20 protein-coding genes are annotated in these 21,339 nt (G+C 74.1%); 4 read left to right on the forward strand and 16 right to left on the reverse strand.

From position 1 onward, the window contains the following. Window positions 1-53: 53 nt before the first annotated feature. Window positions 54-1,793, reverse strand: coding sequence for an ABC transporter ATP-binding protein (locus MY526_RS18520; RefSeq protein ID WP_436704777.1), 1,740 nt, complete (start codon window positions 1,791-1,793; stop codon window positions 54-56). Window positions 1,794-1,931: 138 nt separating this feature from the next. Here MY526_RS18520 and MY526_RS18525 point away from each other — a divergent pair, with 138 nt between their 5' ends. Then, on the forward strand, window positions 1,932-2,534 hold the full coding sequence (locus MY526_RS18525; RefSeq protein WP_436704778.1) for a TIGR03085 family metal-binding protein: 603 nt from the start codon (window positions 1,932-1,934) through the stop codon (window positions 2,532-2,534). 28 nt (window positions 2,535-2,562) lie between these two features. Here the strand turns inward: MY526_RS18525 and MY526_RS18530 are convergent, their stop codons facing one another. From MY526_RS18530 to MY526_RS18585, 12 genes are all read right to left on the reverse strand, one after another. Further along, on the reverse strand, window positions 2,563-3,399 hold the full coding sequence (locus MY526_RS18530) for a class II glutamine amidotransferase (protein WP_436691543.1): 837 nt from the start codon (window positions 3,397-3,399) through the stop codon (window positions 2,563-2,565). A 72-nt stretch (window positions 3,400-3,471) separates the two neighbouring features. Then, window positions 3,472-4,266, reverse strand: a complete 795-nt coding sequence (gene hisF, locus MY526_RS18535) for an imidazole glycerol phosphate synthase subunit HisF (RefSeq protein WP_436691542.1) — start codon at window positions 4,264-4,266, stop codon at window positions 3,472-3,474. Continuing rightward, entirely contained in the window at window positions 4,263-4,655 is a 393-nt protein-coding gene (locus tag MY526_RS18540) for a RidA family protein (protein WP_436691541.1), read from the reverse strand. The genes hisF and MY526_RS18540 overlap by 4 nt, the downstream gene beginning before the upstream one ends. Beyond that, window positions 4,652-5,386 carry a bifunctional 1-(5-phosphoribosyl)-5-((5-phosphoribosylamino)methylideneamino)imidazole-4-carboxamide isomerase/phosphoribosylanthranilate isomerase PriA gene (gene priA, locus MY526_RS18545; protein ID WP_436691540.1) on the reverse strand — a complete coding sequence of 245 codons (735 nt, stop codon included), beginning with the start codon at window positions 5,384-5,386 and terminating at the stop codon, window positions 4,652-4,654. The genes MY526_RS18540 and priA overlap by 4 nt, the downstream gene beginning before the upstream one ends. An 86-nt stretch (window positions 5,387-5,472) precedes the next feature. Further along, window positions 5,473-6,582, reverse strand: coding sequence for a hypothetical protein (locus tag MY526_RS18550; protein WP_436704779.1), 1,110 nt, complete (start codon window positions 6,580-6,582; stop codon window positions 5,473-5,475). Then, window positions 6,579-8,303, reverse strand: coding sequence for a right-handed parallel beta-helix repeat-containing protein (locus MY526_RS18555; protein WP_436691538.1), 1,725 nt, complete (start codon window positions 8,301-8,303; stop codon window positions 6,579-6,581). The genes MY526_RS18550 and MY526_RS18555 overlap by 4 nt, the downstream gene beginning before the upstream one ends. Next, on the reverse strand, window positions 8,300-9,562 hold the full coding sequence (locus MY526_RS18560) for a glycosyltransferase (RefSeq protein WP_436704780.1): 1,263 nt from the start codon (window positions 9,560-9,562) through the stop codon (window positions 8,300-8,302). Before MY526_RS18560 ends, MY526_RS18555 begins: the two co-directional genes overlap by 4 nt. Window positions 9,563-9,996: 434 nt before the next feature. Next, complete coding sequence (locus MY526_RS18565; protein ID WP_436691536.1) at window positions 9,997-10,920, reverse strand: SDR family oxidoreductase; 924 nt, start codon at window positions 10,918-10,920, stop codon at window positions 9,997-9,999. Between the two features lie 65 nt (window positions 10,921-10,985). Beyond that, a complete protein-coding gene (locus MY526_RS18570; protein WP_436691535.1) occupies window positions 10,986-11,849 on the reverse strand; it encodes an SDR family NAD(P)-dependent oxidoreductase in 864 nt (287 codons plus the stop codon). Further along, window positions 11,846-12,718, reverse strand: a complete 873-nt coding sequence (locus tag MY526_RS18575; protein WP_436691534.1) for an SDR family NAD(P)-dependent oxidoreductase — start codon at window positions 12,716-12,718, stop codon at window positions 11,846-11,848. Before MY526_RS18575 ends, MY526_RS18570 begins: the two co-directional genes overlap by 4 nt. Further along, entirely contained in the window at window positions 12,715-13,818 is a 1,104-nt protein-coding gene (locus MY526_RS18580; RefSeq protein WP_436691533.1) for a hypothetical protein, read from the reverse strand. The genes MY526_RS18575 and MY526_RS18580 overlap by 4 nt, the downstream gene beginning before the upstream one ends. Then, window positions 13,815-14,381 (reverse strand): UGSC family (seleno)protein, encoded by a 567-nt coding sequence (locus tag MY526_RS18585; RefSeq protein ID WP_436691532.1) that lies wholly within the window; start codon window positions 14,379-14,381, stop codon window positions 13,815-13,817. The genes MY526_RS18580 and MY526_RS18585 overlap by 4 nt, the downstream gene beginning before the upstream one ends. 378 nt (window positions 14,382-14,759) lie before the next feature. Here MY526_RS18585 and MY526_RS18590 point away from each other — a divergent pair, with 378 nt between their 5' ends. Continuing rightward, window positions 14,760-15,611 carry an IclR family transcriptional regulator gene (locus tag MY526_RS18590; RefSeq protein WP_436704781.1) on the forward strand — a complete coding sequence of 284 codons (852 nt, stop codon included), beginning with the start codon at window positions 14,760-14,762 and terminating at the stop codon, window positions 15,609-15,611. Window positions 15,612-15,750: 139 nt separating this feature from the next. On the opposite strand, the gene MY526_RS18595 is transcribed toward MY526_RS18590, so the two are convergent. From MY526_RS18595 to MY526_RS18605, 3 genes are read right to left on the reverse strand one after another with little or no spacing between them, the layout of a single operon-like run. Continuing rightward, on the reverse strand, window positions 15,751-16,875 hold the full coding sequence (locus MY526_RS18595; RefSeq protein WP_436704782.1) for an NDMA-dependent alcohol dehydrogenase: 1,125 nt from the start codon (window positions 16,873-16,875) through the stop codon (window positions 15,751-15,753). 10 nt (window positions 16,876-16,885) lie between these two features. Then, window positions 16,886-18,364 carry an aldehyde dehydrogenase family protein gene (locus tag MY526_RS18600; protein WP_436691529.1) on the reverse strand — a complete coding sequence of 493 codons (1,479 nt, stop codon included), beginning with the start codon at window positions 18,362-18,364 and terminating at the stop codon, window positions 16,886-16,888. Between the two features lie 11 nt (window positions 18,365-18,375). Continuing rightward, the gene (locus tag MY526_RS18605) at window positions 18,376-19,485 is read right to left on the reverse strand and encodes an NDMA-dependent alcohol dehydrogenase (RefSeq protein ID WP_436691528.1); all 1,110 of its coding nucleotides are present in this window, start codon (window positions 19,483-19,485) and stop codon (window positions 18,376-18,378) included. 410 nt (window positions 19,486-19,895) lie between these two features. On the opposite strand from MY526_RS18605, the gene MY526_RS18610 reads away from it, so the two are divergent. Continuing rightward, window positions 19,896-20,660 carry a CoA transferase subunit A gene (locus MY526_RS18610; RefSeq protein WP_436691527.1) on the forward strand — a complete coding sequence of 255 codons (765 nt, stop codon included), beginning with the start codon at window positions 19,896-19,898 and terminating at the stop codon, window positions 20,658-20,660. Then, window positions 20,660-21,331 carry a 3-oxoacid CoA-transferase subunit B gene (locus MY526_RS18615; protein ID WP_436691526.1) on the forward strand — a complete coding sequence of 224 codons (672 nt, stop codon included), beginning with the start codon at window positions 20,660-20,662 and terminating at the stop codon, window positions 21,329-21,331. Before MY526_RS18610 ends, MY526_RS18615 begins: the two co-directional genes overlap by 1 nt. Window positions 21,332-21,339: the final 8 nt, after the last annotated feature.

Below are 21,339 nucleotides of genomic sequence, written 5' to 3' on the forward strand. Positions count from 1 at the left end.
GGGCGCTCCGCTCCTCGCTCGTTCCTCGCTGCGATGCTCACGCCCCTGTCCGCTCACGCCGCCACCTCGCTCTGCGCGTACGCGTGCACCAGCGCCGCGTAGCCGGGCACCCGGGCGAGCAGCTCCTCGTGCGTGCCGCGCGCGGTCACCCGGCCGCCCTCCAGCCAGACCACCTCGTCGGCCAGCGCGATCGTCGCCTGCCGATAGGCCACCACGACGACGGTGGAGGGCCTCTCGGCGTCGCGGAGCGCGTCGAGGATGCGCGCCTCGACGGTGGGGTCGACGGCGCTGGTGGCGTCGTCCAGCACCAGCAGCCGCGGGCGGCGGACCACCGCGCGGGCCAGCGCGAGGCGCTGCCGCTGGCCGCCGGACAGGGTCGCGCCCCGCTCCCCCACGCGGGTGTCGAGGCCGTCGGGCAGCCGGGCGACGAAGTCGTCGGCGGCGGCGACCCGCAGCGCGGCCGTGACCTCGTCGTCGGAGAACTCGGCGCCGAGGGTCACGTTGCCCCGGACGGTGTCGTCGAACAGGAACGTCCCCTGCGGGACGAACGCCGCCTGCCCGCTCACCTCGCCCTCCCGCAGCGCGCGCACGTCCACGCCGTCGAGCAGGACCTCCCCGCTGCCGGGGTCGACCAGGCGGACGAGCAGGCCGGCCAGGGTCGACTTGCCCGACCCGGTCGGCCCGACGACGGCGACGGTGCTGCCGGCGGCGACGTCGAAGGTGACCCCCGACAGCGTCGGCCGGACGGCCGGGTCGAAGCCGAACTCCACGTCCCGCAGCGCCAGCCCGGCCCCGCTGGTCCCGCCGCGGGCGACGGCGGTGCCGTGCGGCGTCTCCCCGGTGGCGTCGAGGACGGGGGTGACCCGGTCGAAACCGGCCAGGGCGCGGGGCAGGTCGGCCAGCACCCAGCCGATCGCGCGGATCGGCAGCGCGAGCAGGGTGAACAGGTAGGCGATGGAGACCAGGTCGCCGGCGTCGGCGGCGCCGTCGGCCACCCGGCCGGCGCCGATGAGCAGCACGGCCAGCGTGCCGAGGCTGGGCAGCGCCTCCATGAGCGGGTCGAACACCCCGCGCACCCGGCCGACGGCGACCAGCCCGTCGCGCAGCTCCTCGGCGCGGGCGGTGAACCGCGCCGTCTCGACGTCCTCCCGGCCGAGGGTCTTCACCACCAGCGCGGCGTCGAAGGACTCGTGGGCGATCTCGCTGACCTCGGCGCGCAGCTGCTGCGCCCGCCGCATCCGCGGGCTCATGACCTGTGAGTAGACGGCGTTGACCACGAAGACCAGCGGGAAGACGACCAGGCCGACCAGCGCCAGCCACGGGTCGGTGGCCACGAGGGCGGCGACGGTGATGCCGATCATCACGACCGCGCCGCAGGCGAAGGGCAGCGGGGCGACGAAGTACCAGGACGCCTCGACGTCGGAGTTCGCGTTGCTCAGCAGCTGCCCGGTCGGGTGCCGCTGGTGCCACGACAGCGGCAGCCGCAGGTACTGGCCGGTGACCCGCCGCCGGTAATCGGCCTGCAGCCGGTAGCTCATGATCCCGGCGAACAGCCGCCGGCCCAGGATGCCGAGGATCTTGAGCACGGCCACGCCGAGGACCGCCGCGGCCGCCAGGGTCAGCGCGGCGGCGGTGGTGGCGCCGTCCCGGAACGCCGGCAGGACGACGCGGTCGGCGATCTCGCCGATGACGTACGCGCTGGCCACCGTCATCCCGCCGTAGAGACTGCTGGCGAGGAAGGCCAGGGCGAACATGCCGGGCTGCTCGGCGACCGCGCGACCGACGTGGCGCATCCCTCGCCGGACCACGGCATCTCGGCGGCGGGGCACAGCTCTCCTTCTGTTCCGTGCGGGGCGGTACCGCGAGCGTACTTAGGTCGGCTAACGGCTGCCTCCGGTTTCCCGGACCCGCCTGGTCGGTAACCCCGGGCGGTGACTGCCTCTTCCCGGTCGCTGGCGGAGCGTGAGCGCGCCGGGCTCGCCGACCTGCTCGACCGGCTCGGACCCGACGCGCCCACCTGCTGCGCGGGCTGGACGACCGCCCACCTCGCCGCGCACCTCGTCGTCCGCGACCGCCGGCCCGACGCGCTCGCGGGTTTCGGGGTGGAGCGGCTCGGCGTCGCCCGCCCGCTGACGGCGTGGTCGCACCGGCTCGAGGACCGGCTGCGGGCCACGACGCCCTACCCGGAGGTGGTGGCACGGGTGCGGTCGGGCCCGCCGGTCTGGGTGCCGATGGGCTGGCCGGTGGTCGGCGACGCGGTCAACACCGCCGAGTTCGCCATCCACCACGAGGACGCCCGCCGGGCGCAGCCGGGGTGGGCACCGCGGGAGCTGGCCCGGGCCGACCAGGACCAGCTGTGGCGGGCGGTGCGCTACTTCGCCGGCCGGCCGCCCGGCGGGGTGGTGCTCCGGCGCACCGACACCGGCGCCGAGCACCGGGCGGGCGAGGGGCGGACCACGGTGGCCGGCGAGCCGATGGAGCTGCTGCTCTGGGCCAGCGGCCGCACGGACGTCGCGCGGGTCACCGGCCCCTGACGGCAGCGCAGCTCACCCGGCCCGGAGGTCAGGCCCCCACCGGCACGCGCGGGCGGAACGGGAGCTCGCGCACCGTCTCGCCCACGACGAGCGCCGTGCCGACGGGCACCTCCCGCCACACGCCGGGCAGGTCCACCAGGGGTTCGGAGACGACGGCCCGGGCCCGGTCGGGGAAGTGGGCGAAACGCTCGACGGCCGGGTACAGCAGGCGCAGCGACTCCACGTCCTCGCTGACGAACAGGGAGTTCACCACCGGGCCGCTGGCGTACCGGGCCGCGTACAACCGGTCGCCGTCGGTCAGGCCGACCGTCATCTGCAGGGGCTCCGGGACACCCGCCGCCTCGGCGACCTCCTCCACGAAGCCGGCCATGGCCTCCAGTCCGGCCACCGGGTCCTCCTCCAACCCGTAGGTCAGCGCCAGGTGGAACATCAGCTCCGAGTCCGTCGTCCCGCCGATGTTGCCGAAGAGGTCCGGCCGGACGGCCAGCAGCAGCTCCCGCCGCAGCCGGGGGTGCTCGTTGATGTACCCGTTGTGCACGAACAGCCAGTTCCGGAACCGGAAGGGGTGACAGTTGCTCTGCTGCACCGGCGCTCCGGTCCCGGCCCGCACGTGCGCGAGGAACAGCCGCGAGGTGATCTCGCTGGCCAGCTCGAGGAGGTTCTCGTCACCCCAGGCGGGGGCGGTGGTCCGGAACAGGGCCGGCGTCTCCCGGCGCCCGTACCAGCCCAGCCCGGACCCGTCACCGTTCGGCAACGGCATGTCCGGGGCGTGCCGCCGGCTCTGCTCGATCAGCGACCGTTCCGGGTCGTACAGCAGCTCCCGGGGCGCGATGGGATCCCCGACGTAGCCCAGCCAGCGGCACACGGCGCCTCCCCGGTCGCGGGAACACCGAGCAGCGTCCCACGGCTGCGCGATCCGGTCGACGCCCGTCCGCGCTCAGGTGGTCGGGTGGTCGGCCTCGTGGCGGACGGGGACTCCGGCGCCGGCCAGCGCGGCCTTGACCTCCCCGATCCGCAGCTTGCCGAAGTGGAAGACGCTCGCGGCCAGGACTGCGTCGGCCCCGGCCTCGACCGCGGGCGGGAAGTGCCCGGGCTCGCCCGCTCCCCCGCTGGCGATGACCGGGACGGTGACCTCCCGGCGCACCGCCCGGATCAGCTCCAGGTCGAACCCGGCCTGGGTGCCGTCGGCGTCCATGGAGTTGAGCAGCACCTCCCCGACCCCGAGCCCGGCGGCCTGCACCACCCACTCGACGGCGTCCCGGCCGGTGCCGCGCCGCCCGCCGTGCGTGGTGATCTCGAAGCCGGAGTCGGTGACCGCGCCGTCGCGGCAGCGCCGGGCGTCGAGGGACAGCACCAGCACCTGGTTGCCGAACCGCTCGGTGATCTCGCTGATCAGCTCCGGCCGGGCGACGGCGGCGGTGTTCACCGCGACCTTGTCCGCGCCGGCCCGCAGCAGCCGGTCGACGTCGTCGACGCTGCGGACGCCGCCGCCGACGGTGAGCGGGATGAACACGCTCTCCGCGGTCCGGCGGACGACGTCGTAGGTGGTCTCCCGGTCGCCGGAGCTGGCCGTGATGTCGAGGAAGGTGAGCTCGTCGGCGCCCTCGGCGTCGTAGACGCGGGCCATCTCCACCGGGTCGCCGGCGTCGCGCAGGTCGACGAAGTTGACGCCCTTGACCACCCGGCCGGCGTCGACGTCCAGGCACGGGATCACCCGCACGGCCAGGCTCATGCCGGCACCCGCCGCACCGCGTCGGCCTCGATCTCGACCAGCATCTGCGGGTCGATCAGCGCGGCGACCTGCACCATCGAGGTGGCCGGCCGGATGTCGCGGAACACCTCGCCGTGCGCCCGGCCGACCTCCTCCCAGCGGGAGATGTCGGTGACGAACATCCGGGTGCGGACCACGTCGGCCATGGTGAAGCCGGCCCGTTCCAGCGCGGTGGCGAGGTTGGCCAGCGCCTGGCGGGTCTGCCCGGCCGCGTCGCCGGGGTGCACGACCGCGCCGTCCACGGTGGCGGTCGTCCCGCTCACCCACGCCATGTCGCCGTGCACCACGACCCGGCTGTACCCGACCACCGCCTCCCAGGGGGTGTCCGAGCCCAGCCGCACCACCCTCACGACGCCATCTCCCCGGTCACCCGCAGCGCCTCGGGCAGGGTGAAGGCGCCGGCGTACAGAGCCTTGCCCACGATGGCGCCCTCCACCCCGACGGGAGTCAACCCGGCGAGCGCGCGGATGTCCTCCAGCGAGCTCACGCCGCCGGAGGCGACCACCGGCCGCGGGGTGGCCGCGCAGACCTCGCGGAGCAGGTCGAGGTTGGGGCCGCGCAGCGTGCCGTCCTTGGTGATGTCGGTGACCACGTAGCGGGCGCAGCCCTCGGCGTCGAGCCGGGCCAGGGTCTCGTAGAGCTCCCCGCCCTCGCGGGTCCAGCCGCGGGCGGCCAGCCGGGTGCCGCGCACGTCGAGCCCGACGGCGATGCGGTCGCCGTACTCGGCGATCGCGCGGGCGCACCACTCGGGCGACTCCAGCGCCGCGGTGCCCAGGTTGACCCGCCGGCAGCCGGTGGCCAGCGCCGCGGCCAGCGACTCGTCGTCCCGGATGCCGCCGGAGAGCTCCACGTCGACGTCGAGCTCGCCGACGACGCGGGCCAGCAGCTCCCGGTTGCTGCCCCGGCCGAAGGCGGCGTCGAGATCGACGAGGTGCACCCACTCCGCGCCGTCCCGCTGCCAGGTCATCGCCGCCTCGAGGGGGTCCCCGTAGGAGGTCTCGCTGCCGGCCTCCCCCTGCACGAGACGGACGGCCTGGCCGTCGGCGACGTCGACGGCGGGGAGCAGCTGCAGCTTCGGCACGCGTCACAGGCTAGTGAGCCGCGGATCCGACACTCCTGACCACGCTCGTCGGCCGGCTCCCGGTCGGTCGCCGCCGGTCGACGACCTCACCGCCGGCTGCACTCCACGTTGCTCAGGCCTCCCACTGCGTCCGCCTGGTTGTCGCACGTCACCGTCACGCTGGCGCGGAGCTCCCGCGGTCCGGCGACGTTGATGCCGTAGCCGGCGACCCGGCCCACCCGGTTCCCCGCGAACACGACGTCGCGCCCCCAGCCGTCGACCACCTCGTGCACCTGGAAGCCGTCCTCCGGCGAGGACGTCCCGACGTTCCCCTCGACCACCCAGCCGTTGCCCTTCACGTCCACCCAGGAGTCGGCCTCCACCATCGTGGCGCCGTCGAAGGTGTTGCCGCGCAGCACGCCGTCGCTGGTCCCCTCCTTGACGTCGACCGACTCCGCCGTCGTCCCGGCCACGTCGTTGCCCTCGATCAGGTTCCGGTCGCTGCGGTCGGGCTGGCAGTCGGTCAGCTGGCACCAGTTGCTCTCCGCGCTGCCCACGTAGATCCCCTCGCCGAAGCTGGGCTTGCGCAGCCCGGTGTCGCGGACGGTGTTCCCGGCGACGACGTTGTCGCTGCTGTGCGTGCGCAGGTGGATCGCCTCGTCGCCCATCGAGGTGACGAGCAGACCCTCGAGGCGGATGCCGGACCCGGCGTCGACCATCACCCCCTTCTGCCCGCCGGTGACGGTCAGCCCGCTGACGTGCCAGTGCGTGGCCCCGCTCAGGTGCAGCGTGTAGTCGCCGTCGACCTCACCCCCGTCGAGCACCGCGCCCCGGCCTCCGCACAACCGGATCGGCGCACCCGGCGCGGCCTGGGCGGTGGCGAGGAAGTTGCCCGCGTACCGGCCGTCGGCCAGCCGGATCACCTGGCCGGGCCGGGCGTCGTCCAGCGCCCGCTGCAGGCCGGCGGCGTCGGTGACGTCGACCACCTCGCTCCCGGTGCACTCCGCCGGTGGCGTGCCGGCGGCCGGCGGCGGAACGCCCGGGGGCCGGTCCGGCGGTGAGGGGGTCGCGGACGAGGCCGGCGCGGACGACGACCCGCTCGCGTCCGGGCCGTCGTCGGAGGGTGAGGTGCAGGCGGCGGCCGCGAGCAGCCACAGGAGGACGGCGGAGCACCCGATCCGCCGGCGCGCGGGGCGCCGGGAGGCGACCCGGGTCATGCCGACGCCCCGGACGAGGGGGTGGCGCGGCCGACGTCCACGCGCAGCACCGGCGGCCGCTCCCGGAGCACCGGGTCCGGGTAGGGCGCCGTGCCCGGGGTCAGCGGGCGACGCCGCGCCCGCAGGGCGAGCGCCAGCGGGAGGCCCAGCACCAGGACCCAGAGGACGAGCGTGGGGTGGTCGGGGACGAAGCCGGCCCAGTAGTCCCAGTTGTCCCGGTCCCGCTCCCAGCCCTCGACGTCGTTGCCGGAGACGTGCACGGAGGAGGAGCCCGAGAGCCGGAAGGTGTCCAGGCCGCTGGGCCCCTGGCCGGCGACGGTGTTGCCCTGCACCGACGAGTCACGCACCGTGCCGACGACGGAGATGCCGTGGTCGGAGGCCCCTGCGACGGTGTTCCCGACGACGTCCGAGGTCGCGTCCTCCACCCGGATGGCCGTCTCGCCGCCCGTGACCTCGTTGCCGGAGACGGTCGCCGCGCCGCGCTGCACCGAGATGCCGAAGCGGTGGTCCCCGGAGACGACCGTGTCCTCGACGGTGGTCGGTGCCGAGGTCCCCTCGATCAGGATGCCGTCGCGGTTGTCGAACACCCGGGTACCGCGGATGGCGACCGAGTCCCCGTCGACGACGCGCACCCCGGCTCGGCCGTTGCCCTGGAGCCGCCCGCCGGTGATGACCACGTCCCCGTAGGTCCGCCACGAGGCGCCACCGGCCGACACCCCCTCGGCCAGTGGGCTGCCGCAGAAGTACATGCCGTACCTGCCGTTCCGCACGGCGGTGACGTCGGTGTAGCGCACCGACTCCGACCCCCGGTCGGCGGAGAAGCCGTGCCGGCCGTTGTCGTGGGCGACCGACGACCGGACCGTCGTCTGCTCGGTGCTCCGGTGCAGGGACAGGCCGTCCACCGTGTTGTCCGCGAAGGTTGTCCCCGAGATCTCGAGCCCCTCGCCCTGGGAGGCGAAGGCGCCGTAGTGGTTGGCCCGGAACGAGGAGTCGGTCACCGAGCCGGTGGCGACACTCGTGGAGCTCCCGGTCCAGGCCACCCCGCTCGTCCGGCCCGCCCAGAAGCCGAGGTTCGAGACGTCGGTCTGCCGGAAGGTCATCTCGCCGCCCGCGGTGCGGATGTAGGCCCGCCCGTCGCCGACCGTCTCGTCCGGTCCGCCGCGGCCCGGGTCCCAGCTTGCCACCCGCAGCCGCTGCCCCTCCGCCCCGGAGAGCTCGAGATCGGCCTTCCACGCCACGAGGGAGGCGAACCCGGTGGCCTCGCTGCGCAGGCGCAGGGACGTCCCCGGCGCGTCGACGACCAGCCGGGCACCGGGCGCCACGAACACGTTCCGGATGAGCAGCACCGCGCCGTCCGGCTGCACCTGGGCCGCTCCCAGGGTCTCGAGGTCGGCCAGGCCGTACGCGAGTCCGGCCGCCGTCAGGACGAGGGTGTCGACGCCACCCACCACGACGGTGTAGGGCCCCGACCCCGGGCGGATGGTCGAGACGAGGGTGAGCAGGCGCTGGTCCTCCTCGACGAGCAGGGTGCTCTGCCGGTCGGCACCCACGCCCGTCAGCGCCCTGATGAGGGCGACCGCCGCGCCCGGGGGCCCTGCGGCCTGCACCGCGCGGTCCGACCGCGGCCCGACGAGGGCGGAGACCCCGAGCGCGGCCGCGGTCACCACGAACGCGACCAGCAGGCGGCGGCCGGTGACCCGTCGCCGGCGGGGCCCGGTCACCCGGTCACCGGGGCGGGAGTGGCCGCCGGCGCGGTCGCCGGCGACAGGCTGGCCTCGTCCTGGGCCTCGCCGCCGGTGAGGTCGCTCCGGCGGGTGAGCCAGCCCTGCTTGTTCATGGTGAACAGCGCGTAGGTCTTGATGGGCAGCGCCACCAGCGCGATGACGACGGCCACCAGGGGCAGGATCAGCACGTCCGACGGCCGGCGCCGCAGGTGGCTCGTGCTGCGGATGGCCCGCCCGAGGACGACCCAGGCGAGAGCAAGGGACAGCGCCTGCCACCCGCGTCCGGACGCACCAGCCGCGACGACGTAGTAGACGGCGGCGAACATCGTCACCGGGGTGAGCAGGATCTGCAGCACGGTGACCTGGCTGACCAGTGGCACCCGCCACAGCCAGCCGTTCCACGCAGCGGTCAGGTAACAGCGGTAGGAGTTCCGGCTCCAGCGGACGCGCTGCTTGCAGAAGGCGCGGAAGGTGCTCGGGAACATCGACACCGCCCGTGCGCTGGCCTGGTGCACCGTCTTGTACCCGCTGGCCAGCACCAGCCAGGTGAGCCGCCCGTCGTCGCCGGCGATGCAGCGGCGACCCAGGAAGAACTCGTGCTCCAGGTGCTCGAGCACCGGCAGGACGGCACTGCGCCGGTAGGCCGCGGTGCGGCCGGAGACGCAGACCACGGCACCGGCACGAGCGGTCGCCGGCACGTAGTCCAGGTACCGCAGGTTGATGATCCAGTCGGCGACCCGACGCCACAGGCTCGACGTCGGCTGGTAGACGTTCTGCCGGGTGCCGACCGCACCGACCGTCGGGTCGGCGAAGGGCATCTGCACCGAACTCAGCACCCCTGGCAGCCAGCTGGTGTCGGAGTCGCACAGCACGAGCACCTCGCCGGTCGCGGCCCGGATGCCGACCCCGAGGGCTGAGCGCTTGCCCTGGTGGGCGAAGGAGATCACCGTCAGCCGCGCGTCCTCCCGCGCGGTCAGCCGTGTGAACGCCTCGGTGTCCCCCACATCGAGGACGACGATCACCTCCGTGGGGCGCTGGGCCAGCCAGCTGTCGAGGCACCGGTCGAGAACGTCGGGGTCCTCGCGGAAGGACGGCACGACGACCGACGTCGTCGTCCGGAAGTCGTTGATCGTCGAGCGGTACCGCGCCGACAGGACCTTGCGGATGAACCAGATGGACCACGACAGGACACCCACGACGCCGAACGGCAGCAGCAGGTGCCAGTCGCGGGCGACCACGGACAGCAGGTCGGACACGACGTTCCCCCTTCAGGACATCGGTGAGGGAGGTGCGCGGGGTGTCCGGCCCGAGGAGGTGCCGTCGACGGAGGCGACCGGAGGAGCGGTCCGGGCCGGACGGGTGGACCGACGGCGTCGTCGGTCGCAGGCGCGCAGGTGCCGAACGGCGCCCATGTGTCGGAACGGGGCCCCGATGTCGGATCAGTCACCTGTGGTCAGTGAGCCCTCGGACGGATCCACGGGGGTGCGGCGAGGGCGCCCGCAGCAGGTGCGGACCCGGGCCGTCCCCCCGTCGGGGACCGGTCCCGCAGCGCAGCCAGCCGCTGGGCCCGGCGGCTCGCTCGGGTGAGATGCTGGTGCCTCGTAACTCAGAGCGCACGCACGATCTGCGCGGGGCAACCGTGTCCTCGCGCTGCCGAGTCGGTCGATCACGGTGTGTGAGAAGTCGCGGGTCAGCGGTAGCCCTCGTCACCGGCCGGGCGTCCGGCGTCCTGCACCTCGACGACGTAGCGCCAGGCGTCGGGCTGCGTGCCGTCGACGTCGGGGAAGCCGTAGACGCGAGCCAGCTCGCCGCTGGAGGTGCTCCGCCCCGACCAGCGGGCCCGGTCCGGGTCGGCGGCGAGGGCGGCGACCGCCCGGCCGACGAACAGGGGGCTCTCGGAGATGCAGAAGTGCGGGTCGACCGCCGTCCCGTCCCGCCAGTTCGCCTCGGTCACGCCGAAGAGCTCGAGCATCATCTCCGAGCGCAGCCAGCCCGGGGTGAGGGCCACCGCGGTGCCGCCCACCGGGCGCAGCTCCGCGGCCTGGGAGAACGCCAGCCGGGTGACGGCGACCTTGACCAGGTCGTAGAAGACCGAGAGCCGGACGTGGGTGGCGTTGTACGCGTCGGTGCCGTCGGTCATCTCGACGACCAGCCCGCCGGGGCGGCGGGTGAGCAGCCGCAGCGCGTGCGCGCTGGTGACCAGGTGGGTCTCCAGGCCGAGGCGGACCAGCCGCAGGCCGCGGTCGAGGTCGGACGCCCAGATCGGAACGCCCTCCTCGTAGAGCGTCTCGCCGCCCCAGATGTCGTTGACCAGCACGTCGAGCCGGCCGGAGTCGGCGTCGACGCGGGCCACCAGCGCGGCGACCTGCCCCGGGTCGAGGTGGTCGCACACGACCGGGATCCCGCGCCCGCCGGCCGCGGTGACCAGCTCCGCGGTCTCCTCGACGGTCTCGGGCCGGTCGTACTCCGAGCGCCGGCCGGCCGTGCTGCGGCCGGTGCACCAGACCGTGGCGCCGGCCGCGCCGAGGGCGACGGCGATGCCCCGCCCGGCGCCGCGGGTGGCCCCGGCGACCAGGGCCACGGTGCCGGAGAGGTCGGGCGGCGTGTACGGCATGCGCGCAGCCTGCCCCGGACCACCGACGGTCCGGGGCAGGCTGCCGGGTCGCTACCGGCGTGCGGTCAGGCCGTCGCCTCGGCGGCGAGCGGCTCCGGGTGTCGCAGCGGGAACGGGCTCATGCCGCCACCGTCGATCGGGATGGCCTGCGCGGTGATGTAGCCGGCCTCGAGCGAGGCGAGGAAGGCCACCGCGGCGGCGATGTCGTCGGGCAGGCCGACCCGGCCGACCGGGATGGCACGGCCGCGGGAGGCCAGCAGGGCCGCCTCGTCGACGTCGGGACCGGAGCTGAGGAACGCCCGGCTGGTGCCGACCAGACCCGGGCACAGCGCGTTGACCGTGATGCCCCACGGGCCCAGGTCCATGGCCAGGGCCCGGGTGAGCCCGATGACGCCGGCCTTCGACGCCGAGTACGGCCCGGAGAACGGTGCGGCGGTGAGGCCGGCCATCGAGGAGATGTTGACGATCCGGCCCGAGCGCTGCTGGCGCATGACCGGCACCGCCGCCCGGCACATGAGCCACGGCCCGCGCAGGTTGACCGCCACTACCCGGTCGAAGACCTCGACCGGGATGTCGGCGACGTCGGCGCGGTCCGGCCCCTGCGGCGCGGCGGCGTTGTTCACCAGGACGTCGAGGCGGCCGAAGCGCTCGACCGCCTCGGCGACCATGCGCTCGGCGTCGGCCTCGACCGCGACGTCGCCCAGCGCGGCCGCCGCCGTCCCGCCGCCGGCGGTGATGTCGGCGACCAGCGCGTCGACCCCGCCCCAGCCGGTGCCGCGGTCCTCCTGCTGCCGGTTGGGTACCCCGGTCGCCTGCAGGTCGGTGACGACGACCGCCGTCCCCTGCGCGGCGAGCCGGCGGGCGATCGCCTGGCCCATGCCGTCCGGCTTGCCGCAGCCGGTGACCAGCGCGACCGGCTGCGCCGTCACGCGTGCACCGCCGGGGCGCCCTCGGGGGTGGCGACCTCGGTGATCGGGGCCGGCTTCGGCGGCTTGGGGCTGCTCGGGCCGCCGTCGACCGACAGGACCTGGCCGGAGATCCAGCGCGCGCGGTCGCTGGAGAGGAACAGCACCGACTGGGCGATGTCCCACGGGCTGCCCTCCGTGCCCAGCGCCGACCAGCCCTTGCGGATCGCACGCATCTCCTGCGACATGTTCGCCGCGGCGAACGCGCCCCAGATGGCACCGACCTGCACGCAGTTCACCCGGATGCCGCGGTCGCCGAGGGTGTTGGCCGCACCGACGGTCATGTTCTCCAGGCCGGCCTTGGCCAGGTTGTAGACCATGCCCGGCCCGCGGGCCCGGACGCCGACGGAGCTGATGTTGACGATCGCGGAGCCCGCGCCCATCACCTCAACGGCGTGCCGGGTCATCTGCCAGGCGGTGGTGAGGTTGAGGTCCATCAGCTGGTGGAACCGCTCGGGGGTCACCTCGAAGATGCCCGCCCGGTCCCCGACCGCCACGTTGTTGACCAGCGTGTCGAAGCCGCCGAACCGCTCGACGACCTCCTGGACGGCCCGTCGGCAGGCGTCGTCGTCGAGCAGGTCGGCGACGACGGCGATGGCCGTGCCGCCGTCGGCCTCGATCGCCTCGACGGTCCGCAGCGCGGCGGTCTCGTCCCGGTCGAGGACGGCCACCCGCGCGCCGTGCGCGGCGAACACCCGGCTGATGGCGTAGCCGACGCCGGGCTCGTTCTGGCTCTGCTGGCCGCCGCCGGTGACCAGGGCGGTCCGGCCGGCCATCCACGGGTCCCCGGCGCCGCCGAAGGGATCGCTGAGCAACTCGCTGAACTCGGTCACTGCGCGGCTCCTGCCTGGTTCGTGGGGGTGGTGCGGCCGGCGACCGGCACCGAACTGGCCGACCAGCCGGAGAAGACGCGCACGACCATGGAGATGCCGGCGTTGCGCGCGCCCGCGACGACGATCGGCAGCACCTCGGGGCCGGATGCGCCGAACAGCGGGTCGAACGCGGCGGGGTCGGTGCCCCCGTCGGCGAAGCGGACGCCGTTGTCGCCGACGCCGTCCTTGCCGACGCGGGCCAGGTCGGCCTTGGTGCGCCCGGAGCGCTCCACCAGCCACGCTCGGACGTCGGCCTTGCTCATCCCGGCGCCGGCCAGCAGCTGCGCGTGCTCCGGGCAGAAGACGATCCCGGCCGGGTGGTGGCGGAAGATCGCCGCGCCGCTGCGGGAGATCGTGTCCGCGAAGTCGGCCAGCAGCTGCTCGGGGTCGGCGGTGTGCCGGTTGTCGACGTACTCGACGGTGCGGGTGAGCATCCCGGAGACCGCGGAGGTGCCGGCGGGCACGCCGCCCTCGACCGAGAGCGGCTCCCAGGGGCTCTCCTCCTCGTTCTCCGCGATGCAGACCTGCCAGCGGCCGGGCAGGCCCTGGGTGGCCTGCTCGAAGCCGTGCGGGACGACGCCGAGGGCGTTGCGGACCATCAGCCCGATGCTGCGGGCGACGGTCGTGTTGGGGCGGAACCCGGGGCCGAACACGCCGCCGGCGGCGTTGAAGCCGAGCTCCTGGCGCACCGGGCCGTTCACCACCAGCAGCGGCGAGGGGCCGCTGGTGCTCTGCCAGCCGCCGCCGGTGGCCGACCGGTCGCGCTGCACGGCCTCCCAGGCGGCGAGGACGACGGGGAAGTACTCGGGCCGGCAGCCGGCCATGGCCGCGTTGATGGCGGCCAGCTCGACGGTGACGGTGCGCTTGAGGTGCTCCAGCGCGCCGATCACCTCGTCGGGCTGCCGGTCGACGGTGGCGAGGAAGCGGTCGACCAGCGAGCGGGTCGCCGGGACCAGCGGCAGGCCGTCGGACCAGCCCTGGGCGTAGCAGTGCTCGATGGCCGCCTGGGCGGCCTCGGGGTCGGCGTCCGGGACGACGACCGGCGTCTCCGCGACGGTCACGAGGCAGCCTTCTGCTGCGCCGCGGCGGCGGTCACGGTGGCGACCACCTGCGGGAGCAGCTGCCGGGCCCGCTCACGGACCGCGTCGGCGTCGAGGATCGCCACCGGGTGCGCGGTGGTCAGGTACCGGTAGTCGGGGGCGCCCTGCACCTCGGCCATGCCGCTGGCGGTGGCGGTGAAGGCGTCGGAGCAGATGACCGCCGCGGGCACGCCGGCGCGCTCCAGCGCGATGCCGTCGGCCACGGCCGAGGCGCTGCAGGAGCCGCAGTCGCCGACCCCGGTGAGGACGACGTCGCACTCGCGGACCAGCTCGCCGAGGGTCTCCTCGGGCAGCGGCAGGGCGAAGGCGGTCTTGGTGCGGCGCAGCACCTCGGCCGAGGCCCCGTGCTCGCGCTGCAGCAGCCCGGCCAGCTCGTCGAGCAGCAGCGCGGCGTTGTGCTTGGTGTTCTCGAGCAGGCCCAGCCGGACGCCGGACAGGTCGGCACGGCGGGGCGCGAGCGCGGAACTGCCGATGCGGGGGGTGGTCTGGCCGGTGGGGTCGAGGATGTCGGCGAGGGTGGCCATCACGCGCCTCCACCCGGGAGTCGGGTCGGGCAGGTCGGGAACGGGTTCACGCTGGCCTCTTGGATCGTCTCGGCGGGATGTGGGCCGTCGGCCGGGCCCCGGGGACCCGGCCGGCACGCAGATCACGGCTGGCGGACGGCGCCCGGCAACCCCGCGGTGGGCGGCGAGGTGGCTGCCGCCGTCCTTGCCGCCCAATCGTGTGCGGGACCACACCGGCCGGGCGACGGGCCTTCCCCCCGGTGGAAGCCGGGCGCACCGGAACGCGCTCGGGTGACGTGCTTGACTCCACCGTGGCGGGCACGCACAGTGACCCCGCCCACCTGCTGGGTGCATGTGCCAACCACTTCCGGAGAAAGGGCGTTGATGGGAGCAACGACGGTGACGGCAGCCCCCACGGAGCGCGCGTCCGGGCGGCTCCCCGGCGGGGGGCAGGCCACGGCCGCGGGCCGCGTGCTCGCCGTCCTCTCCGCCTTCGGGCCGGCACACCCGGCGTTGACGCTCAGCGAGATCAGCCGCCGCTCGGGGCTCACGCTGACCACCACGCACCGGCTGGTCGGCGAGCTGCGGCAGTGGGGCGGCCTCGAGCGCGGGCCGGACGGCCGGTACGCCATCGGGCTGCGGCTGCTGGAGCTCGGCGCACTCGCCCCGCACGGCCTGCAGCTGCGCGAGCTGGCCCTCCCCTACCTCGACGACCTGCACCAGGCCACCCGCGCCAACGTGCACCTCGCCGTCCGCGACGGCTCCGACGGGGTCTACGTCGAGGCGCTGCGCGCCCGCGGCGCGGTCAAGCTGATGAGCCGGATCGGCGGCCGGTGGCCGCTGCACGCCACCGGCACCGGACAGGTTCTGCTCGCCTTCACCGAGCGCGAGGCGCAGGACCAGCTGCTCAGGGGCCCGCTCAAGCGCTTCACCCCCGACACGATCACCGACGTCGCGGTGCTGCGGCGGGTGCTGGCCGACGTCCGCCGCACCGGCGTGGCGATCGCCGAGAACCAGCTGACGCCCGACGCCCTGGCCGTCGCCGTGCCGGTGCGCGGTCAGCGCGACGAGGTGGTCGCCGCCCTCGGCGTCACCGTGCAGCGCGGCACCGTGCAGAGCCACGCGCTCGTGCCGGCCCTGGCCGCGACCGCCCGCGGCATCTCCCGGGCCCTCGGTGCCCCCTCGGCCAAGCCCGAGGCCAGCGGCGCCGTCCGCGCCTCCCGGACGCCGGGGGCCACGGCGCTGCGCTGAGCGCCGTCCTCACCTCGCCGTCGCCGGCCTCGCGCCGTACCACGAGGTCGGCGGCGGCACGCCGTGGTCACGACCGGCCACGCACAGCACCGCGGCCGCCGGCCCCCTCGGGGGGACCGGCGGCCGCGGTGTCGTCCTCCTACTGCTCGTGCAGGATGACGCCGCGGATGTTCTTGCCGTCGGTGAGGTCCTGGTAGGCCTCGTTGACCTCCTCCAGCTTGTACGTGCGGGTGACCAGCTCGTCGAGCTTGAGCTGGCCGGCCCGGTACAGGCCCAGGAGCCGCGGCACGTCGTAGAGCGGGTTGCAGTCGCCGAACAGGGCGCCGCGGACCTGCCGCTGGTAGCCGATGAGCGCGCCGGCGTGGAAGTGCGCGGCCTTCTCGGTCAGCTTCCCGACGCCGGTGATGGTGACCTTGCCGCCCTTGCCGGTCATCTGCAGCGCGGCGTTGACCATCTCCTCGGTCACCACACCCGGGGTGAGGATCGCGTGGTCGGCGAGCTGGCCCCACGTCGTCTCGACGACGAAGTCGTGCGCCTCCTTCGCCGAGGCGAAGGCGTGCGTGGCACCGAAGACCGAGGTGGCCATCTCACGCTTGTACTCGACCGGGTCGACGACGACGACGTTCTTGGCGCCGGCGTACTTGGCGCCCTGGACGGCGTTGCTGCCGACGCCGCCGGAGCCGAAGACCACCACGGTGTCCCCCGCGCGGACGCCGGCGGCGTAGACCGCCGAGCCCCACCCGGTCGGGACGCCGCAGCCGACGAGGCAGGCGACCTCCCAGGGGATGTCGTCGGCGAGCGGGATGGCCGCCCACTCCGAGATCACCGCGTACTGCGAGAACGACCCCACGGTGCAGAAGCCGCCGAGGTCCTCGTCGCCGAGGTGGAACCGGAAGGTGCCGTCGAGGAACATGCCGGTGCCGGCGTTGAGGCCCTTGACGCACATGTTCTGGTGCCCGGTCGAGCAGGGCCGGCAGGCGCCGCACGCCGGGATGTAGGAACAGACGATCCGGTCACCCGGCTTGACCCGGGTGACGTTCGCGCCCACCGACTCGACGATGCCGGCACCCTCGTGACCGCCCACCACGGGCATGCGCACCGGAGCGTCACCCTGGGTGATGTGGTCGTCGGAGTGGCACAGCCCCGAGGCGACGAACTTGACCCGGACCTCGTGCTCCTTGGGGTCGTCGAGCTGGAGGTCGACGAGTTCCCAGCCGCGGTGTGCCGCCCGCGCGATGGCCGCGCGCGTCGTGATGCTGCTCATGCGATCCCTCTCAGTTCCCGGTGCCACGGAGGGACACGGTCTTGACCTGCGTGTAGTCGAGCACGGCGTCGGCGCCCATCGACCGGCCGAAGCCGCTGCGCTTGTAGCCGCCGAACGGGCCGCCGATGACCCCGGCGCCCAGGGCGGCGTTGACCGCGACCTGGCCGGCCTGCAGCCCGCGGGCGAACTTGACGGCCTTGCCCACGTCGCGGGTCCAGACGGAGGCGACCAGGCCGTACTCGGTGCCGTTGGCGACCGCGAGCGCCTGCTCGTCGTCGTCCACCGGGGTGACGCCCAGGACGGGACCGAAGATCTCCTCCTGGTGGATGCGCATGGCCGGGTCGACGTTGTCGAACAGGGTGGGCTCGACGAAGAAGCCGCGCTCGTACTTGTCGCCGGACGGGCGCCCGCCGCCGAGGACGAGGTCGGCGCCCTCCTCCTGGCCGAGCTCCATGTACTTGAGCACCCGCTCGTGCTGCTTGGCGTTGATGAGCGGGCCCATGTTGACCTGCTCGTACCAGGGGCCGACCTTGACCTGCGACATGTGCTCGGCCAGGCGCTGGACGACCTCGGACTGGATGGAGCGCGCGACCACGACCCGCGAGCCGGCCGCGCAGATCTGGCCGGTGTTGAGCGTGATGCCGCGGGCGATCGCCGGGATCGCGGCGTCCAGGTCGGCGTCGGCGAGGATGACCTGCGGCGACTTGCCGCCCAGCTCCAGGTGCAGCGGGGTGAGGTTCTTCGCACAGGCGGCCATGATCAGCTCACCGGTCTGCGGCGAGCCGGTGAAGCTGATCCGCCGGATCCGCGGGTGGGCCGGGATCGCCGCGCCGGCCTCGTGCCCGTAGCCGGTGACGACGTTGACCACGCCCGGCGGGATGCCCGCCTCGAGCGCGAGCTTGGCCAGGGCCAGCCCGGTGAGCGGGGCGTCCTCGGCCGGCTTGATCACGATGGTGTTGCCCGCGGCGATCGCCGGGCCGACGTCGGTGACGAACATCGGGCCGGGCGCGTTCCACGGGATGATCGCTCCGACGACGCCGTAGGGCTCGCGGAGGGTCAGCCCGAGGGCGTCGGGGGTGTAGGTCGGCAGCGAGAGGCCCTGCACCTTGTCGGCCTGGCCGGCCGTGAAGCGCAGCTGGCCGGACATGGGCGGCGGACCCCAGTGCGGGCGGCCGACCTCCTGGGACTCCAGGGAGTCCAGCTCGGCGATGTTCTCGTCGATCAGCGCGGCCCAGCGGAACAGCAGGGCGGCGCGCGCGGTGGCGTTGGTGTCCCGCCAGGCCGGGAAGGCGGCCTCGGCGGCCTGCACGGCGGCCTCGACGTCGGCGGCGGTGCCGCGCGGCACGCGGGCGAGGACGTCGCCGGTCGCCGGGTTGATGACGTCGATCGTCTCGCCGCCGGCCGCAGGGACCCAGTCACCGCCGATGAGCTGGGCATTGTCGATGATCAGGGACGACCCGGCCGTGGGCGCCGGAGGGGCGATGGTCATGGCTGCTGTCCTCAGTGCTCGTGGATGATGACGCCGCGGATGTTCTTGCCGTCGAGCATGTCCTGGTAGCCCTGGTTGACGTCCTCGAGCTTGTAGGTCCGGGTGACCAGCTCGTCGAGCTTGAGCTTCCCGGAGCGGTACAGGCTGAGCAGGCGCGGGACGTCGTGCAGCGGGTTGCACCCGCCGAAGATGCCGCCCTGGATCCGCCGCTGGTACCCGATGAACACGCCCGGGTGCTCGTTCACCCAGCCGTTGCCGACGGCGGTCACGGAGACCTGGCCGGTCTTGCCGACGACCTGCAGGGCGTCGGCGATGACCTCGTCGTGGAGGACGCCGACGGTGATGATGGCGTGGTCGGCCAGCTCGCCCCAGGTCGCCTCGACGACGAAGTCGTGCGCCTCCTTCGCCGAGGCGAAGGTGTGGGTGGCCCCGAAGACGGTGGCCATCTCGCGCTTGAACTCGACCGGGTCGACGACGACGACGCGCTCGGCACCGGCCAGCGCGGCGCCCTGGACGGCGTTGGCGCCGACCCCGCCGGAGCCGTAGATGACCACCGTGTCACCGGCCTTGACGCCGGCGAGGTGCACCGCGCTGCCCCACCCGGTGGGGACGCCGCAGCCGACGAGCGCGGCGATCTCGAACGGGATGTCCTCGGGGATCTCGATGACCGAGTACTCGCTGACGACGGCGTACTGGGAGAAGGTGCCCAGCACGCACAGCCCGCCGAAGTCCTCACCGTTCTCGTGGAAGCGGAAGGTGCCGTCGGGGAACACGCCGGTCGAGGCGTTCTTGCCCTCGTCGCACAGGTTCTGCCGGCCCGTCGAGCAGTAGCGGCACTTGCCGCAGGCGGGGATGAAGGAGCAGACCACGTGGTCGCCGACCTTCACCCGGGTGACGCCCTCGCCGACGGCGTCGACGATCCCGGCGCCCTCGTGCCCGCCGACCACCGGGAAACGCATCATCGCGTCGCCCTTCTGGATGTGGTCGTCCGAGTGGCACATCCCGGCCGCCATGAACTTGATGCGGACCTCGTTGGCCTTCGGGTCGTCGAGCTCGAGCTCGGTGATCTCCCACGGCCGACCCGGCTCGCGGCAGACCGCGGCGCGCGTGGTCATGCTCATATGGGCTCCTTCCCAGTTCTGGACGTCGGCCGCTGTGGGGTGCTCGTCGACGGCGGCGGCCTGGTGGGCCGTCCGTGCGCTGCACGAGCGCGCTCCCCGGCCGGATCCCACCCTGCGCCCCCAGGGTGGCGCGGACCACAGGTCTTCCCCATCACGGAAGACCACGCGGCCAGCGATCCCGCCCGAGGGCCGGCGGCCGCCCTGTGCCCTGGGTCTCCTTTCCGGCCCGTGGAAGATGCGGTTCTGCCCGGGCGGTCCGGCTGCTGGACTCTCCCCGCTCGACCGACGTCGACCGTGTCCCGGTCGTACCGGTCCGGACCCTGCGCCGCCGGCTCCTCCGGGGCGCCACCGACCGGCCCGCGAGCCCGCCCGCCCTGTGGAAGGACCCCTCCCCCCGTGAAGGACCGCCCGTGATCGACAAGTTCCGCGAGGATCTCCTGTCCGTGGTGGACGCCGTGCCCTCGGGTGCCTCCATCGCCGTCGGCGGCTTCGGCAGCTCCGGCCGGCCCGACGGCCTCATCGACGCGCTGTGCGAGCTCGACCGCCGCGACCTGCACGTCTACGTCAACAACGTGGGCCACGACTTCACCGGCGTCGGCCGGCTGCTGCACGAGGGCCGCCTGCGCCGGGTGACGGCGTCCTTCCCGATCCTGCAGGAGTTCTACGACGAGTACTTCGCCGGCAAGGTGGAGCTGGAGCTGATCCCGCAGGGCACGCTGGCCGAGCGGATGCGGGCCGGTGGCGCGGGCATCCCCGCCTTCTTCACGCCGTCCGGCGCCGGCACGATGCTCTCCGACGGGTCGTTCACCCTGCGCTACTCCCCCGACGGCGGCGGCGTCGCCGAGCACGTGCCGGCCAAGGAGACCCGCCTCATCCACGGCCGCGAGCACGTCCTCGAGGAGGGCATCGTCGCCGACTTCGGCTTCGTGAAGGCCAACAAGGCCGACCGGAAGGGCAACCTCCGATTCCGGCTGTCGGCCCGCAACTTCAACCCGATGGCGGGTATGTGCGGGAAGACGACGATCGCCGAGGTCGAGGAGCTCGTCGAGGTCGACGCGATCCACCCGGACGACGTCCACCTCCCCGGGGTGTTCGTGGACCACGTCGTCATGTCCACCGGCAAGGCCGCCAGCTCCCCGAGCTCCGCCGCCGAGACGACGAGGAAGGCCTCCTGATGACCGACACCATGCCCGCTGCCCCGCCGGTCACCGGCCGCACCCGCGAGGGCATCGCGGAACGGCTCGCCCAGGACCTGCACGACGGCTACGTCGTCAACCTCGGCGTCGGCATCCCGCTGCTGGTCCCCCGCTTCCTGCCCGAGGGCAAGGAGATCGTGCTGCACGCCGAGAACGGCGTCCTGGGCATCGGCGGCGACGCCGACCCCGGTGAGGAGGACCCCGACCTCACCGACGCCGGCAAGCAGCCGATCACCCTGATCCCCGGCGCGGCGATCACCGACTCGGCGCTGTCGTTCGCGATCATCCGCGGCGGCCACCTGGACGCCACCATCCTCGGCGCCCTGCAGGTCTCGGCCTCCGGCGACCTGGCGAACTGGTACGTCCCGGGGAAGAACCCCGCTGTCGGCGGCGCGATGGACCTGGTGGCCGGCACCCCGCAGGTGTGGGTCGCGATGGAGCACGTCGACCGCAAGGGCCGGCCGAAGATCGTGCCCGAGTGCACGATGCCGCTCACCGGCAAGGGCGTGGTCACCCGCGTCTACACCGACCTCGCCGTCTTCCACGTCGTCGACGGGCAGCTGCGGCTGGTGGAGTGCGCTCCGGGCGTCACGCCCGAGGTGGTCCGCGAGCACACGTCGGCGCCGTACACCGAGCACCTCGACGGCTGACCGAGGCC

Source organism: Geodermatophilus sp. CPCC 205761 (assembly GCF_051383655.1).
Taxonomy (GTDB): Bacteria; Actinomycetota; Actinomycetes; order Mycobacteriales; family Geodermatophilaceae; genus Geodermatophilus.

Coding starts and splice junctions, on each gene's coding strand:
- MY526_RS18520 (WP_436704777.1), bottom strand. CDS start 1,793: ATGCGCCACGTCGGTCGCGCGGTCGCCGAGCAGCCCGGCATGTTCGCC.
- hisF (WP_436691542.1), bottom strand. CDS start 4,266: ATGAGCCTGGCCGTGCGGGTGATCCCGTGCCTGGACGTCGACGCCGGC.
- MY526_RS18550 (WP_436704779.1), bottom strand. CDS start 6,582: ATGACCCGGGTCGCCTCCCGGCGCCCCGCGCGCCGGCGGATCGGGTGC.
- MY526_RS18565 (WP_436691536.1), bottom strand. CDS start 10,920: ATGCCGTACACGCCGCCCGACCTCTCCGGCACCGTGGCCCTGGTCGCC.
- MY526_RS18585 (WP_436691532.1), bottom strand. CDS start 14,381: ATGGCCACCCTCGCCGACATCCTCGACCCCACCGGCCAGACCACCCCC.
- MY526_RS18595 (WP_436704782.1), bottom strand. CDS start 16,875: ATGAGCAGCATCACGACGCGCGCGGCCATCGCGCGGGCGGCACACCGC.
- MY526_RS18600 (WP_436691529.1), bottom strand. CDS start 18,364: ATGACCATCGCCCCTCCGGCGCCCACGGCCGGGTCGTCCCTGATCATC.
- MY526_RS18605 (WP_436691528.1), bottom strand. CDS start 19,485: ATGAGCATGACCACGCGCGCCGCGGTCTGCCGCGAGCCGGGTCGGCCG.
- MY526_RS18615 (WP_436691526.1), top strand. CDS start 20,660: ATGACCGACACCATGCCCGCTGCCCCGCCGGTCACCGGCCGCACCCGC.